This window comes from Pedobacter jeongneungensis (assembly GCF_000633455.1).
In the GTDB taxonomy this organism is placed as follows: Bacteria; Bacteroidota; Bacteroidia; order Sphingobacteriales; family Sphingobacteriaceae; genus Pedobacter; species Pedobacter jeongneungensis_A.
On sequence record NZ_AYMG01000017.1, the window covers coordinates 1 to 15,783 of the forward strand.

The 15,783-nt window shown below is 39.7% G+C and carries 11 protein-coding genes; 9 read left to right on the top strand and 2 right to left on the bottom strand.

The genetic code is table 11. The annotated features are described in order from the left end of the window. Positions 1-1,084 precede the first annotated feature (1,084 nt). From U859_RS0116200 to U859_RS0116225, 6 genes are all read left to right on the top strand, one after another. A complete protein-coding gene (locus U859_RS0116200) occupies positions 1,085-4,537 on the top strand; it encodes a SusC/RagA family TonB-linked outer membrane protein (RefSeq protein ID WP_029985845.1) in 3,453 nt (1,150 codons plus the stop codon). A gap of 11 nt (positions 4,538-4,548) precedes the next feature. Beyond that, positions 4,549-6,021, top strand: coding sequence for a RagB/SusD family nutrient uptake outer membrane protein (locus U859_RS0116205; protein WP_025144386.1), 1,473 nt, complete (start codon positions 4,549-4,551; stop codon positions 6,019-6,021). A 16-nt stretch (positions 6,022-6,037) separates the two neighbouring features. Next, the gene (locus U859_RS31155; RefSeq protein ID WP_025144387.1) at positions 6,038-7,450 is read left to right on the top strand and encodes a substrate import-associated zinc metallohydrolase lipoprotein; all 1,413 of its coding nucleotides are present in this window, start codon (positions 6,038-6,040) and stop codon (positions 7,448-7,450) included. A 51-nt stretch (positions 7,451-7,501) separates the two neighbouring features. Then, positions 7,502-8,848, top strand: coding sequence for a DUF4302 domain-containing protein (locus tag U859_RS0116215; RefSeq protein WP_025144388.1), 1,347 nt, complete (start codon positions 7,502-7,504; stop codon positions 8,846-8,848). Positions 8,849-9,164: 316 nt separating this feature from the next. Next, positions 9,165-10,292 carry a hypothetical protein gene (locus U859_RS0116220; RefSeq protein WP_025144389.1) on the top strand — a complete coding sequence of 376 codons (1,128 nt, stop codon included), beginning with the start codon at positions 9,165-9,167 and terminating at the stop codon, positions 10,290-10,292. A gap of 194 nt (positions 10,293-10,486) precedes the next feature. Further along, entirely contained in the window at positions 10,487-11,392 is a 906-nt protein-coding gene (locus tag U859_RS0116225; protein WP_025144390.1) for a VOC family protein, read from the top strand. 147 nt (positions 11,393-11,539) lie between these two features. Here the strand turns inward: U859_RS0116225 and U859_RS0116230 are convergent, their stop codons facing one another. Next, entirely contained in the window at positions 11,540-12,121 is a 582-nt protein-coding gene (locus U859_RS0116230) for a ferritin-like domain-containing protein (protein ID WP_025144391.1), read from the bottom strand. A 466-nt stretch (positions 12,122-12,587) separates the two neighbouring features. On the opposite strand from U859_RS0116230, the gene U859_RS0116235 reads away from it, so the two are divergent. Next, entirely contained in the window at positions 12,588-13,235 is a 648-nt protein-coding gene (locus tag U859_RS0116235; protein ID WP_025144392.1) for a response regulator transcription factor, read from the top strand. Positions 13,236-13,431: 196 nt separating this feature from the next. Here the strand turns inward: U859_RS0116235 and U859_RS0116240 are convergent, their stop codons facing one another. Then, the gene (locus tag U859_RS0116240) at positions 13,432-13,935 is read right to left on the bottom strand and encodes an RNA polymerase sigma factor (protein ID WP_025144393.1); all 504 of its coding nucleotides are present in this window, start codon (positions 13,933-13,935) and stop codon (positions 13,432-13,434) included. Positions 13,936-14,323: 388 nt separating this feature from the next. Between U859_RS0116240 and U859_RS32225 the strand changes: the two genes are divergently transcribed. Both U859_RS32225 and U859_RS32230 read left to right on the top strand, forming a co-directional pair. Further along, the gene (locus tag U859_RS32225; protein WP_051584717.1) at positions 14,324-15,115 is read left to right on the top strand and encodes a sulfatase-like hydrolase/transferase; all 792 of its coding nucleotides are present in this window, start codon (positions 14,324-14,326) and stop codon (positions 15,113-15,115) included. A gap of 13 nt (positions 15,116-15,128) precedes the next feature. Continuing rightward, entirely contained in the window at positions 15,129-15,758 is a 630-nt protein-coding gene (locus U859_RS32230) for a sulfatase/phosphatase domain-containing protein (protein ID WP_410477228.1), read from the top strand. Positions 15,759-15,783 lie beyond the last annotated feature (25 nt).

A 15,783-nucleotide genomic window follows, 5' to 3' on the forward strand; every position in this document is an offset into this window, starting at 1 on the left:
AGCGCAGATTTTAAGGTAAGTATGAAAACATACATTTAATCAGCGGCTATAAATAAAACTGTAAACTGAAAATTGTCAACTACCCATCTGCGTTTATCATCTTAAATCTGCGGGAACAATATCATAGCGGTTTTTCCCGCAGATGACACAGATTAGCGCAGATGGTAAAAGATGCTTTTGTTCTAAGTCGAAAAAGCATAAACCTACGATCTGCAAGTATAATGATATCAAGTATAAACCTTCGAACTACAAGTATAATGTTATCGATGGAAAGTATAGAACTATTAACTGTAAGTATAAACCTGCGAACTGCAAGTGTAATGTTGTCGATGGAAAGTATAAAACTTTTAACTGCAAGTATAAATCTGCGAACTGCAAGTGTAATGTTGTCAATGGAATGTATAGAACTTTTAACTGCAAGTATAAATCTGTGAACTGCAAGTATAATGTTGTCAATGGAGAATATAGAACTTTTAACTGCAAGTATAAATCTGTGAACTGCAAGTATAATGTTATCGATGGAAAGTTTAAAACTATGAACTGCAGGTATAGACCTACGAACTGCAAGTGTAATGTTATCAATGGAAAGTATAGAACTGTCAACTGCAGGTATCATAAGCCTTTCCTGAATTTTCAACGAACTATACCGCTATCAGGTGCAGCGCCGAAGTGAGCCGGCATAAAAACATACACTCCCATCAAAGTTGAAATTTAGTTCCCTACTTAAAGTTTCAAAAGCAAGAAAACAGTCACGATTGAATAGGTGATCCGATCCCCTTAAAGTTAATAATCTGTTAGCATTGGTTAAGAAATGATTGTTTACAAATACTAAATATAGTTTACTTTGGTTCGTCTTCTTAATAACAATGAACAATAGAAATTTATAAAGAAAGTATTTGCATTTCGATTTTATTAATCAAGGAATAATCGCTGGTTAGCCGCCTTCAGGTTTTGACCAGAATAAGAAACAGGATATTAATTACAGCGGGATAAAATTTAAATCTTCAATAAACATACTAACGCTCAAAGTTTCCATATCATCAAATCTCACTAATACAACAAAATAAACTAAAAACTATTAATTATGAAGTTAAATCTCTACAAAAGAAGAATGGAGAGGAGCATCAGCAGAATTGCGATACTGTTACTCTCGGTAATCTTTTGCAACGCCCGGGCCAGTTCGGCAGAAGGCGGAAAATTACCCCTTTTAATAACTATGGTAAAAAATCAGCAAAAAGCCATAATTGTTAAAGGAACAGTAAAAGAAAAAACCAATGGAAAAACCATGCCCGGCGTTAGCGTATTTGTTAAAGGAACTTCGACCACAGTATCTACAGACGCCAATGGACAGTATCAGATCTCGGCACCCGAAAACGGTACCCTGGTATTCAGATTTATAGGTTTTAAAACGATGGAAACACCTGTTGAAGGAAGAGCGCGGATAGATATTGCCCTAACTGAAGATGCTGCACAACTTAATGAAGTAAATGTAGTTTCGACCGGTTACCAGGTTTTAGACCGGAAATTATTTACCGGTTCGGCAACATTGGTTAAGGCATCAGATGCACAGCGTAACGGCGTGCCCGATGTAAGCAGGATGTTAGAAGGGCAGGTTGCAGGGGTAAGTGTACAGAATGTTTCTGGTACATTTGGGGCTGCTCCAAAAATACGTGTACGTGGTGCAACATCGCTTTCAGGCGATAACAAACCACTTTGGGTAGTAGATGGGATCATTTTGGAAGATGTGGTCAACATTTCTAACGATGCCTTATCCACTGGTGATGCCAACACACTGATCGGTTCATCTGTTGCAGGCTTAAACCCCGATGATATTGAGAGTTTCAGTATTTTAAAAGATGCTGCCGCTACGGCTCAGTACGGTGCCCGTGCCATGAATGGTGTGATTGTAATTACCACGAAAAAAGGACGCGCAGGCGAGGGCGCACCTAAAATTTCGTACACAGGGAATTATACCACCTATTTAAAACCGCAGTATTCGAGTTTCGATATTATGAATTCTGCAGAGCAGGTGGGGGTATTAACGGAATTGGATAACAAAGGTTTTTTTAACCATGCATCAGCATCAAGAGGTGCTGATGGAGGTATTTTCTCGAAGTATTACAATTCATTGTACGATTATGATGAGGCTACCCAAACATTTAAAACCAAAAATGATATTGCCACGCGTAAAGCATTTTTACAAAGATATGCAGAGGCCAATACCGATTGGTTTGATCTCTTGTTTAAAAACTCATTGTTACAGGAACACTCGATCAGTATTAACGGTGGAACAGAAAAATTTCAGACTTATGCTTCAACATCTTACCTGCATGATAGTGGTCAAACCTTAGGTAATGGTGTTGACCGTTATACCGGTAATTTTAGGGCCAATGTGAAAATGAGCGATAAATTAAGTGCCGAGGTGCTAATAAACGGCTCAATCCGTGATCAAAAGGCACCGGGAACGTTAAATCGCAATTCAGACCCGGTTTATGGTACCTACTCGAGGGATTTTGACATCAACCCTTATTCTTACTCTTTAAACACCAGCCGTGCGTTAACTGCTTTTGATCAGAACGGTAACAGAGAGTATTTTACAAAAAACTATGCCCCTTTTAATATTTTAACAGAGCTTGAAAACAACTATTTAAAATTAGGTCAGATCGATTTAAAAGTGCAGGGCGGGATTAAATATCAGATCATTCCGTCACTTAAATATTCAATTGACGGTGCTTACCGTTTTGCCAAAACCGAACGCCAAACCTATATCCTCGAAGGCGCCAACCTGGCCCTGGCCTACCGTGCGGATCAGGACGCAACCACAATCGGATCAAACAAATACCTGTACAGCGATCCCGATCAGCCTTATGCCGATCCCACAGTAGTATTGCCTGATGGTGGTTTTTATAATACGCAGACCGATAACCTTAAAAACTTTTATTTCCGCCAGAACCTGGAGTTCGATAAAACCTTTAATGTAGACCACAGGTTAAACGTTTTCGGATCAATGGAAGTTCGTTATATCGATCGTCAGGCCGAAAATTTTGACGGGGTAGGTTACCAGTACGAAAACGGAGGTGTGGTTAACCCCAGTTATAAATACTTCAAATTTGCACAGGAATCAGGCTTCCCCTATTACGGAATGGCTACCTATAGAGATCGCTTTTCTGCATTTTCGCTAAGGGCCGCCTACTCTTATAAAGATAAATATAGCTTTAATGCCACTACGCGTTACGATGGATCCAACTTATTGGGCAGTAGCAGAAGAGCAAGATGGTTACCTACCTGGAACGTTTCGGGCGCATGGAATATAGATCAGGAATCTTTCTGGCCTAAAAACAACATTCTAAGTTCTGCCAGGGTAAGGGCAACCTATGGTTTGGTGGCCAATTTAGGCAATGCCAATAACTCATCTGCACTTTTCTATAATCAGATTACCAGGAGGCCTTACGAAAATGAAAAGGAAACAGCAACTTATATTTCCAGCTTAGAAAATTCGGAACTTACCTGGGAGAAGTTAAAGGAATTTAATTTAGGAGCTGATTTAACCTTGCTTAACGACAGGCTTAACCTAACCGTTGATTTATATAAGAGAAACATTTATGACCTGATCGGGAGCATCCGTACATCGGGTATTGGCGGGCAATTTACAAAAAATGCCAATTATGCCGATATGAGTGCCAAAGGTTTAGAGTTTACGGTTGCGGGCAACCCGATTAAAGGAACTGATTTTAAATGGCGGACCCAATTTAATTTCGCTTTCAATAAAAACGAAATCACCAATCTTCAGGTTAGTCCGAATATATTTAGTTTGATTGATGCAGATGGTGGTGCGCTTATGGGTTACGCACAAAGGGGACTTTTTTCGCTTCAATTTGCCGGTTTAGATCACAATAACGGTTATCCGTATTACATCGATCAAAATGGAAAAAGGAATTCAAACGTAGATTTACAAAGTACAAAAACCGCATTTTTAAAATATGAAGGTCCCGTTGATCCCACTTTTACAGGCGGCTTTTATAACCAGTTCCGCTATAAAGCTTTTACACTTTCGGCTCTGTTTACCTTCGCAACTGGTAACAAGGTTCGTTTAGGAAATGTATATTCTGCCACCTATCCCGATTTTTACGCCATGTCTAAAGATTTGCTTAACCGGTGGATCAAACCTGGCGACGAACAGTTTACCAACGTACCGGCACTGTTAGATTCATACCAAACAGGTACGCAGGTTAAAGATGTTAACGGCAATACCATTTCTGCAGTATATCCTTACAATCTATATAATTTCTCTTCAGAAAGGGTAGCCAGTGGCGATTTCATCAGGTTTAAACAAGTTTCGCTGGGTTACGAACTTCCCAAAGAATTTTTGAGCAAGCTGAAAATTGCCTCAGCGCAAATTTCGTTTGTAGGCAACAACCTTGCTCTGTTATATTCAGATAAGAAGCTTAACGGACAGGATCCGGAGTTTTTTGCCTCAGGCGGCGTAGCACTGCCTATACCAAAACAATATACTTTATCACTTAAAGTTGGTTTTTAAACAGCATAACAATGAAATTTAATCATACAAAAACTTTATTTCTTGCACTAGTCGCATTGCTTACCACACAATCGTGCAATAAATATTTAGATACAGAACCAGATAACAGGACTGAAATTAATACGATTGATAAATTGTCTCAATTGGTTACTACTGCTTATCCAGACCGCGATTACCTATACTTTACAGAGGCGGCTTCGGATAATTCAGAAGATAAAGGAAACGGTGTTGGCGATTTGACCAATGTAATTTCTAACCCTTATGCCTGGCAGGATTTTATAGGAAGCGATACCGGTTCGCCAACGGCGTATTGGAATGCCTGTTACGAAGCCATTGCAGCTGCCAATCAGGCGCTCGAATCAATAGAAAAAAATAATTTCGGAAGTGCCGCATTACCTTACAAAGGCGAAGCTTTGGTTGCCAGGGCCTATGCACATTTTATGCTGGTTAACTTTTTTGCCAAAGTATACGAAATTAACGGCGCCAACAATTCGCCTGGCATACCTTATGTAACCCAGCCAGAAACCAAGGTGATTCAGAATTATGAAAGAGGCACGGTAGCCTCAACCTATCAGAAAATAGAAGACGATTTAAAAGCAGGAATGGCTTTGTTGAACGGAACCGCTTACGAAGTTCCAAAATATCATTTTACCCCTGCAGCAGCCAGTGCATTTGCAGCCCGCTTCTATTTATTTAAAGGAGAGTGGCAGAAAGTTGTCGATTTTGCCACAGCCACAGTACCTGCAGGCGATTTTCTAAGCAATATCAGGCCTGTTAATACCACTTTACGGACTTATGGTACAGCAGAATTCAATTTGGCTTTTACCCGTTCCGATCAGAAATACAACCTGTTGCTGGCCACAACTTATTCGCTTTTTCAAAGACAGAATACCCCAAGACAAGGCTATGGACAAAATCTTGTTAAGATGTTTGGGGTAAACTACAATTTTACAGGCAAAGCAACCGGACATAAAATTCTGTTTAACGGGGTGCCTAATTATACCACCTATAAATATAAAGAGCTGTTTTTTAGAACAACCCCTAACGCACCAAGCGGTGTGCCATATATTATGATGCCGCTTTTCACTGCTGATGAAGCATTAATGAACAGGGCAGAAGCTTATGCAGAATTAGGACAATTGGATAATGCGGTAAAGGATATCAATATTTTTTACAGCACCAGGATTTTATCTTACAGTCCCGCAACTGATGCAGCCACCACGGCAAGGCTATCTACTTTTTATAATCTTCCTGATCAAAAACAGGCCGTGATTAAAACCATTTTAGAAACCAAGAAATTCGAGTTTTTACAGGAAGGAATCAGGTGGCTGGATATTATCAGAAGGGGTTTGACTGTAGTGCACAACAAGTACGATAGCAATAACGATCAAACATTTCTAGAGTTAAAAGCCGGCGATAACCGCAGGGTTTTCCAGATTCCAGAAGAGGCTAAGCTTTCAGGCGTGCCATTAAATCCAAGATAATTAAATTAATAAAGTCATGAAAAATAATTTAATCAAAACTTTCTTAGCACTGTTCCTTGTCATCATGATGTTCTCATGTAAAAAGGAAGCGCCTTTAAATGCTGAAAACAGTACTATAAACCTGGATAATCCAGTTGCAAATACCGAGTTGGATCAATGGTTGAGAACCACCTTTTTAGATGAGTACAACATTGATGTGGTTTACCGTTACAACAGGTTTTTGCATGGTAACGATAAAGATATTGCTGCGGTAAACGTAGATAAGGTAAGGCCACAAATGGAAAACATTTTACAGGGCTTTATTTTACCATACCGCAAAATTGCAGGAGCCACCTTTATTAAAAGGTTGGTGCCCAAGCAATTTGTGCTTTATGGATCGCCATCGTATAATACTGATGGATCAGCAATTGCAGCTACTGCATCTGCAGGCCGCAACATCACCATGTATAATGTGAACAATTTTGATGTAAACAGTGCTGCTGCCAATTTCGATAAACTAAGAACTATCCATCACGAGTTTACACATACTTTAAACCAGATTGTGCCGATGCCGGCAGATTTTCAGACCATTACAAAGTCTACTTATCTGGCTACCTGGACAACCACACCTGATGCAGCCGCAAGGGCCAATGGTTATGTAACCAGTTATGCATCATCATCACCTTTCGAAGATTTTGCAGAAACAACAGCATATTTACTGGTAAATGGTCAAGCCTGGTTCGATTTAAGGGCCGCAGGTGCTGGTGCGGCTGGTAAGGCTGCCTTAAAAGCAAAAGAAGCCAGTGTGGTGCAATATTTTACGATTAATTTAGGTGTCGATTTCCGGGCTTTACAACGCGAAATTCAAGGTATTGTTAGAGACGGATACAAATATATACCCACCAGTTTTGGATACTTTGTTGGGCAGGATTTAGGCGCTGCCGCAGATAAGGCGATATTAAGAACCCTCACCATAAACCTGGAAGATGCATTATATGTTAAGTATGGTATTTCAACTGAATTTGCAGCCGCTTACAACAATTTTAAAACACAGGTAGCTGCAAGCCCGGCATTTTATGCTTATCACGTAGATAACATACAATTGCGGTTCGAAAGCGCTACCTCAATGGTGGTGAGATTGGCCTTTACAGGAACTCAAAATATAGGGCCTACACAATACATGGCAGATTTTTCTTTCTCGTTTACTTCCAATTCAAATACCGGAGAGCTGGTGTTTACTAAAATTGCACAGGGAACAGGTACAACCTTTGGTAATGCCACCCAGTTTCTTACTGCATTTACCAACACCTTGCAGCCTTACCTAACAGGTAAAACCTTTATCGCAGATTGGATCCCCAAAAATGTATCAACTACCGATTTTAATACTTTCGGCGGTTTTTATGTAAAGGGAAACTCCGCAAATTATTTTTATGGCCAATTTGCTTATTAAGATAAAGGAAGTCATTCTGCATTTTATCAAAACCGATAAAAAATTAAATAAATGAAAAAACTATTATTCCTATATATATGCCTGTTGAGTTTAGCAGGCTGTAAAAAATCAGATTTTGAATCTAACTTCGAGCAATCGCCCGAAGCAAGGTATCAGGAAGAGCTTGTAAAAGTGAATACGGCCCTAACCGGAGCGGGCAATGGCTGGGTGGTTAATTTAGCTACTCAGGCTGGCGGCGGTTATGCGTTTTACATGACTTTCGACGGTGCGAAGCAGGAAGTTAAAATGTACGGCGATTTAAATGATAATACCGCTACCAGGATCGGAACCTCAACCTACAGGGTGAAGGCCGATGTGGGTGCTACATTGATTTTTGATACCTACAATTATATTAACTGGCTCCAGGATCCTAATCCTGCTGCGTTTGGAGGCGATAGGGCTACCGGCTTTAAAAGTGATGTGGAGTTTACTTTTGATCATATCACGACTGATAGTTTGGTAATGATCGGAAAAAAATATAAACAAAAACTATCCATGGTAAAAGCAACAGCTGCACAAAAAGCAATTTATGAAGCTGGCGGTTATAAGGCGGTTATAGATAACTTTAAGAGCTTTTTTGTAGCTAAAAATCCCTACATAGAAATTACTGCAGGAGGTAAAAATATTAAGGTGGCAATATCATTAAATACTTCAAACACGGTATTGTCTGGTAAAAGAGTTACCTTTTTAAACGTGGGCGAAGATGGTGTTTCCACATCTGTCATTGGAAAATATTCTACAACCCTTGATGGAATTAATATTTTAAATGATGGTTTGGTTTATCAGGGGATAAGATTTGTTAAGTTTGCTTTAAAAGACGCCACAAACATTGTCCTTTATGATAATACAGGAAAGGAGTATGCCATTAAATATAGTACAATACCCATCTTCCCATTGTCTCAACTATTTGGCAAGGTTTATACCAGTCTCTCATTGGTAAATGCCACAACCTATCCTGGATGGGGTGCCGATTATGTAGCCAGAAGGGCTACAGCAGCCAGAGAAATGCTGGTGACCAATAAGTTTGGACTTACCCTGGCTGAGATGTATTACACTTTTAATTTTGTGACTAAAACGATGGTATTAAAGGTAAATCAACCTCAAAATGGTACACTTTACGTGGCCAATATCACTTATGGTTTTACAAAAAGTGATGCAGGGGTGTTTAAATTTACCTATCAAACTGCTGATACCAATGGTGCTGATATTTATCCAAACCTGGCGGCATTGTTGGCGCAACGCTTAAATGTTGACGATTTTACAATTGATTACTTTGTACATCCAACAACAGGTGAAGTTTTGGGACAGTTTAAGAGTGTTCAGAACCCTACTTTTACTTTCTCGGGTTCGCTTCAATAACATTTGTTGAAATCGCTTTGTACGATTACTGGAAATGGATCTTCTTTTTAAGAAGATCCATTTTTTTATACCTGCTTTTTTCAGGTGACCTTATTTTTTTCAAAATAAATTTATAAACTTTTGTGTAATTATACTAAACTTTACCTTCCGTTCGTTTGAAGTATTTCATATTTAAAAATGACCACTAACCAAAAACTGAATCAAACTTTTAATCCACTATTTAAAGTAAATACTTCCCAGAGATGCCTCAAAAGCGGTTAAAATTCAACTTACAAAAAAGCAATCTACCTACTATTATTTACCTATAAAAACCTTTATGAAGACAAAAATTACCCTTTTAAAGAGCCTGACAGTGCTTTCGTTCGTATTATTAAGCATTGGATGTAAAAAAGAGAAGGAGCCGGTAGAAACAGGTCCAATTACGCCAACTTATTCCTTTATTGGTACCAGTGCCGATGAACTCATGTTTGAAGATGGCGAAGCCATGTCGACAATGATTAGCGAAAACAGGCGATTTGATGTGAGCAATGTATTGCGTATAGTGGCTGTAAATAATACCACCATCGAGGTTGCGAATTTTGCTCCGGTAGATATTACCGATGCGACCATTTTGGCTACTATTGCTGGTCAGCCCCAAAAAATTCAGCTGTTACATATTGGAACTATCAAAGGACATAGGGTTAAGCAGATACCCTATCCTTTTATCACCGGACAGACCGAATATCTGGATGTTAATCAGAAAACCGTAGACCTATCAGCTTATAAAACCAAAGGGATTGCTCCAACTGATATCAGTTTTGAGTTTACCGGTAACACTCCGCTTATAGAGAAGCTTAAAAAATTGAGTATCATCAGGTGGCAGCCTAAAATGGAGGATTTTGATCCTCAGAATTTAGACAATAACTGGCTGGATGAACCAACAGCAAAACAATTTAGAATGTTTACCGGCTTTATGATCAATTTCGCCTACATGTACACCGATGCCACCATGAAAAGCCGTATCGTTAATGAATATGTTATCGGTAATGATGGTACAACCCCATTAACTACTGCCGAAAAGGAAGCAGACTGGATCAAAGCTCAAACACGGACCAAAATCAATTGCGGTTTAACTGATACCCGTAAAGTTAACGGGCTTGGTGGCGGAAGTACTTTTGGTATGCCAGACTGGGTTACTTTAAATTTTATGACCAATAGTTATACCACGCCATTTCACGAAATGGGGCACGTGCTGGGCTACAATCATAGTTCATCAATGACCTACCCTCAAAACGACAGGGGCAATGTGCCCGTATTTATGGCCAGACAGAATGAAATGAATGCGGCTGGCGATTTCCCGGTGAGATTAAATAATTATTATAAACCTGATGACATCCCTTCGCCTAAAGCAAGTGCAGCGGCATCATTAAAAGCCAATAAAATAACAGAGGAAGGTATTCATTGACCGGATAGATAGGCTGTAAACTTTTTGGAGATGAATTTCTCCAAGGGCAGCACTTAAATAGCCATTATTGGGTTTCCTGGATTCGAAAACCACTGGTTGTCGCAATTCCCCCCTTAAGATGTCTGGAATATGCCCGACTAATCACTGAATTTGGGGTTATTTTTGATTAATATTTACCTTAAAATCATTTACCTATGTTTCCCATCAAACCTCATATCTGGTTCAGCCAGGATAAAGCCAAAGAGGCAGCCGAATTCTATGCATCATTACTGCCTGATTCGAGCCTGAATTATGTGAATCATTTCGCGATGCCCGGTGGTGGCCAATGCGAAACTGTCGAATTTACCATTGCAGGACAGCCTTTTTTAGGTATCAGTGCAGGGCCTGGTTTAAATATTAGTCCTGCGATATCTTTTATGATCAATTTTGATCCCTCCCGCGATCCTGATGCAGCCAGACATATCGACGAAGTTTGGAACAAGTTATTACCTGAAGGAGAAGTAATGATGCCTTTAGACCGATATCCTTTTAGCGAACGTTATGGTTGGCTAAGTGATAAATATGGCATTTCATGGCAGTTGATCCTCACAAATCCTACTGGCGAGGAAAGGCCTGTGATTGTTCCATCATTGTTATATACGGGCAATGTAGCCGGTAAAGCCAGTGAAGCAATAGATTTTTATTGTTCCGTATTTAAAGATGGTAAACGTGGTACCACGGCGCCCCGTACTGAAGATGTGGGACTCGACAAAGCCGGGACACTCATGTATGCTGATTTTTACATCAACCACACCTGGCTGGCCGCAATGGATAGTGCACACCCGCATGGCTTCGGTTTTAACGATGCCGTATCGCTACTGATTATTTGCGATACACAAGAAGAGGTTGATTATTATTGGTCGGCCCTTACAGCCGGAGGCGAAGCCGGGCAATGCGGCTGGTTAAAAGATAAATACGGTGTATCCTGGCAAGTGGCTTCTTCCTTAATGTTTGAAGCACTCAAAAATGGCAGCCCTGAACAGGTTACCCGGGTTACGCAAACTTTTATGACCATGAAAAAAGTTGATGTTGCGGCTTTACAACAAGCCTACAATGGTTAGATTGACTATTATGTTGAGTGATAATTGTCGTGAGAAATGATAGGCAACAATGATAATGCGGGTTGCTATAACCTACATTATCATTACTTCTTGCTTTAAAATATTGAATTTTCTATACCTATCATTAAATTAAATAAGTGCTTCGGGTTATTCAGCAGCTGCTTCAGCATTTATAGCGCTTACGGCAATTTCGGTAAGTGCTACATCTGTTGCTTTTTCATTCTCCAGCGTCTGACCTAATAGCTCTGCTACGTCAGAACGGTCTAAGTTTTCGGCAAAAACTTTTAATGTACCGTAAGTGGCAATTTCATAATGCTCTACTTTCTGTGCTGCAAGAATCAGCCCGGCATCGCGGATCATTGTTCCTGCATCAGTATCTTCTATAATACTGGTTGCCTCTTCAAGTAATCCTGCCATGGCATCGCATTTTTTTGCGACAGGTTTTTCGCCAAGTAAGCCGAATACCTGTTCCAGTGTATCAATGTGGGTTTGGGTTTCTTGTGTATGTTTTTCAAAAGCTGCAGCAAGTTCAGTACTGGTTGCTGCTTTTTTCATTTTAGGAAGTGCTTTTACCAAGTGTTTTTCTGCCCAATAAATATCTTTTAACTCATCCACAAAAAACTCATGGAATTCGGATGGTTCTATTTTTCCAGCGGTATTGCCACTAGCTTTTTTGGTTGTTGTTTTGCCGGCAGCCTTAGCTGTAGCTGTTTTTGTTGTAGTTGCCATATGCTTTATTATTAATTTTCGTTTGGTTTAAGAACCTTGCTCCAGCACAAATGGTTTAAGGAATTGAACAAACAGGTAATTTTACTGTGTTTTATACGTATTTGTCCCCTCCCGAGCTCGTTACCTGTTTTTGCTTTAACTGATAAAAAGCAAAACAATTTCTAAGGTATAGCGATTTTTGACTAAAACACCGTTATGGATATTGAAGTGCTTATGTCATTACGAATGGGTACATAATTTCTGGAATGTTGGGTTGAAGAAATGCTGAAAATAGAGGTTTAATCCCGGTGTAGACCAATAAAACCGGACGCATCAAGCGTTCGGTTTATTTTATTTGAATTAAAGCCACATTTCTTTAAGAAAATGAACAGCGTTATTTAAAACTTTATGGAATGAGCCGTGTTATTTTATTGCCTGACAATTTCGACAATCCAAGAAAGCCTTGTCCTGATCACGCCTAATCCCAATGAAAAATATCATTTTAGCAGAAGATCATAAGGTCATCAGAAATGGACTTAAAATGCTCCTTGAATCTACAAACGAATATAAAATTGTTTTTGATGCCAATAATGGTCAGGAAGTGATCGATGCGCTCAGCCAGGGAATACAGGCAGATCTCATTGTTTCAGACATTGGTATGCCCGTAATGGATGGCATTACGATGATTAAGGTATTAAATGAGAAAGATTTTCATGTTCCGGTGTTGATCATTTCTATGCTTGAAGATGATTCCCATCTTTATCAGGCCATAAGGGCGGGTGCTAAGGGATTTCTTACCAAATCTGTTGATTCGGACGAACTGTTTTTTGCCATATCGCGAATTATTAGCGGAGAACGCTACATCTGCTCGGGACTTTCTGTAAAGATTGTTGACCGGGTTATCGAATCCACCATTTTACCGGGAGGCATTATGCAGGGGACTGAGCTTTCTTCCAGAGAGATAGAAATCCTACAGCTCATTGGCCAGGGACTTACTAATATAGAAATGGCCAATAGGTTATTTATTTCGCGCCGTACAGTTGAGGGCCACCGCCAAAACCTGATCGATAAAACAGGTGCAAAAAACACAGCTGCATTGATGCGTTTTGCTTATACCAAAGGAATTCTTAACTGATGAAACGATTGACTTACGGTGAAAATAAAAGCCACTAGCCTTTTTATCGGAAACCCAAAAAATAGTATTTCAGGTATTTTGCGCAGATAAAAACGTATTTTACACAGGTAAAGAATTGTAGCATCTTAAGTTATTTTTATAATAGTGTACAAAAAAGAGGAAAGTAATTTAATCATTGCTTTCCTCTTTTGGTTTATTAGCGGTACTGCTTAAGGTACTTCTTCAGGAGGATCCTCGCCTCATGGATATATGTTTTAACCGTACCCAGAGGCAGTTGCATGTCATCAGCAATCTCATGGTATTTATATCCTTCAAAATAGCGGATAAATGGGACAGAATATTTTTCGGGCAACATGGCTAAGGCCAGATTAATATCCTGCATGGCAAAACTGCCTTCAGAGCCGTTTGTGGTTGCACTATGATAAAGATTGGCAGAGGTAATCTCTTCTTCCTGTACAGTACGATCGCGGGTTTTAAGGGTTTTTTTGTAATTGTTGATAAAGGTGTTCTTCATAATCACAAAGAGCCATCCCTTGATGTTGGTACCATCCTCAAATTTAGATACAAAGCGAGTGGCCTTAAGCAGGGTTTCCTGCAGCAGGTCGTTGGCATCTTCGGGATCTCTTGTAAAATTGAGCGCGTGCGATCTAAGTGACGACGCGTGAAAACTGATGGTCTCACTGAATTCTTTCTGTGTCATAACTTTTTGTTTTAGCGTATAACCAGTCGAAACAAAACCTATACCATTGAAATTATTCCTTACTGGTTGTATCATGTCTTATAGGTATATTCCACAATACCCGTATTTATACCTGCCTGAAAATGTTTAGTGGTTTTTAACGCACAATAATTGTTGTTGCCTGTATCAAACGCAGAAATGAAAATCAAAGATTATTATCTGAAAGCAGTAGTTGCTGTTGCCTGAGATTTGTCTTTATATCAAGTTAATATATTGTGCCAATCCGTTAATTGCTGATTATTATTCTGTTTAGTATTTGTTAAATTTGTTTGCCTGTTTTCATCATTATCCAGATCAATAATTACCTGCTTGCAGGTTGTTATATCATTTAACCGTTAGTTATTATTTTATGAGCCATTTCTTTAAGCCTCTTTTTATATTTATTCTTACATACACACTGTACTTTAATGCTCATGCTCAAAACCAGCAGCCTGTTGCCAAACCCAATATCCTGCTGATTTTTGCAGATGATCTTGGCTATATGGATTGTGGCTTTACCGGGAGCAAGATCATGGAAACCCCGAACATTGACGCGCTTTCGAAAAAGGGGATGGTATTTAACAATGCTTATGCCGGCGCAGGTAATTGTGCACCCAGCCGGGCAGCGTTAATTAGCGGGCAATATTCTCCGAGAACCGGCGTATATGCGGTAGGGAGTACTACGCGTGGGCCTGTAGATTTGATGAGGCTTGTGCCGGTGCGCAATAACGTTTCGCTCAATTCATCTTTTCATACCATTGCCGAAGGACTGAAAGGTGAGGGGTATGTAACTGCTATTTTTGGTAAGTGGCATTTGGCAGATTCTAAAGAAACCCAGCCCCAGGCACAGGGATTCGATTGGTATACAAAAGGTCTGAAAGAACAATCGGCTAAAGGCAGCAATGAGGCCAATGATCCAAAAGGCGTGTCTTATCTAACCGATGCTGCCATTAAATTTATGCAAAATACAAAAGATAAGCCCTTTTTCGCCTATCTGGCGCACAATGCAATCCATTCGAAACTTGAAGCAAAAGCAGAAACAATAGCGAAATTTAAGAAAAAAGGATTAAGTGATAAGATGGCAGTTTATGCAGCCTGTACTTACGATTTTGATGTAAGTGTAGGTGTAGTAATGGATTTTTTGAAAATCTGGACTGGATAAAAATACACTTGTAATTTTTACCAGTGATAATGGCGCCACCCAACAATCATCACAGGAGCCACTAAGGGGAAACAAAGGAGCGTATTACGAGGGAGGAATCAGAGAACCATTTATCGCCTATTGGCCTGATCACATCAAACCAGGCTCAGCAAATGCTACTCCCATCATCAACCTCGATTTTTACCCCACCTTTATGTCTTTAGCCGAGAATAAAAAATTTAAAGGCGATGGCGAAGATTTGATGCCCCTTTTGTTGGGACAAAAAACAGAAACCATCAGAAAATCGATATACTGGTATTTTCCGGGTTACCTGGATAATCCTGTCATCAGGGGAAGGGATAAGGTGTTCCGCACCAGGCCAGTTGCCGTAATCAGAAAAGGAGATTTTAAGCTGCATCTTTACCTCGAAGAATGGATGCTGGATGGAGGGAAGGCCAAAATCAATGAAAATAACGCCGTGGAACTATACAATATCAAAACTGATGAAGGTGAACACCTTAATCTGGCGAACGCTAACCAGGTAAAGAGAGATGAGCTTTTAGCTGACCTCTTAAACTGGATGAAAAAAACCAAAGCTCCGCTGCCTACTAAAATCACGGCGACCAACAAACCTGTTCAAGGTACGGTAGGGGGCGAAAATTAATTACAAATCACGAAACCATATTTAT

What these genes read in the sequence shown, in the direction of transcription:
- U859_RS0116220 (WP_025144389.1), top strand. Translation starts at nt 9,165, where the DNA reads ATGAAGACAAAAATTACCCTTTTAAAGAGCCTGACAGTGCTTTCGTTC.
- U859_RS0116200 (WP_029985845.1), top strand. Translation starts at nt 1,085, where the DNA reads ATGAAGTTAAATCTCTACAAAAGAAGAATGGAGAGGAGCATCAGCAGA.
- U859_RS0116225 (WP_025144390.1), top strand. Translation starts at nt 10,487, where the DNA reads ATGTTTCCCATCAAACCTCATATCTGGTTCAGCCAGGATAAAGCCAAA.
- U859_RS0116235 (WP_025144392.1), top strand. Translation starts at nt 12,588, where the DNA reads ATGAAAAATATCATTTTAGCAGAAGATCATAAGGTCATCAGAAATGGA.
- U859_RS0116230 (WP_025144391.1), bottom strand. Translation starts at nt 12,121, where the DNA reads ATGGCAACTACAACAAAAACAGCTACAGCTAAGGCTGCCGGCAAAACA.
- U859_RS0116215 (WP_025144388.1), top strand. Translation starts at nt 7,502, where the DNA reads ATGAAAAAACTATTATTCCTATATATATGCCTGTTGAGTTTAGCAGGC.
- U859_RS0116240 (WP_025144393.1), bottom strand. Translation starts at nt 13,935, where the DNA reads ATGACACAGAAAGAATTCAGTGAGACCATCAGTTTTCACGCGTCGTCA.
- U859_RS31155 (WP_025144387.1), top strand. Translation starts at nt 6,038, where the DNA reads ATGAAAAATAATTTAATCAAAACTTTCTTAGCACTGTTCCTTGTCATC.
- U859_RS0116205 (WP_025144386.1), top strand. Translation starts at nt 4,549, where the DNA reads ATGAAATTTAATCATACAAAAACTTTATTTCTTGCACTAGTCGCATTG.
- U859_RS32225 (WP_051584717.1), top strand. Translation starts at nt 14,324, where the DNA reads ATGAGCCATTTCTTTAAGCCTCTTTTTATATTTATTCTTACATACACA.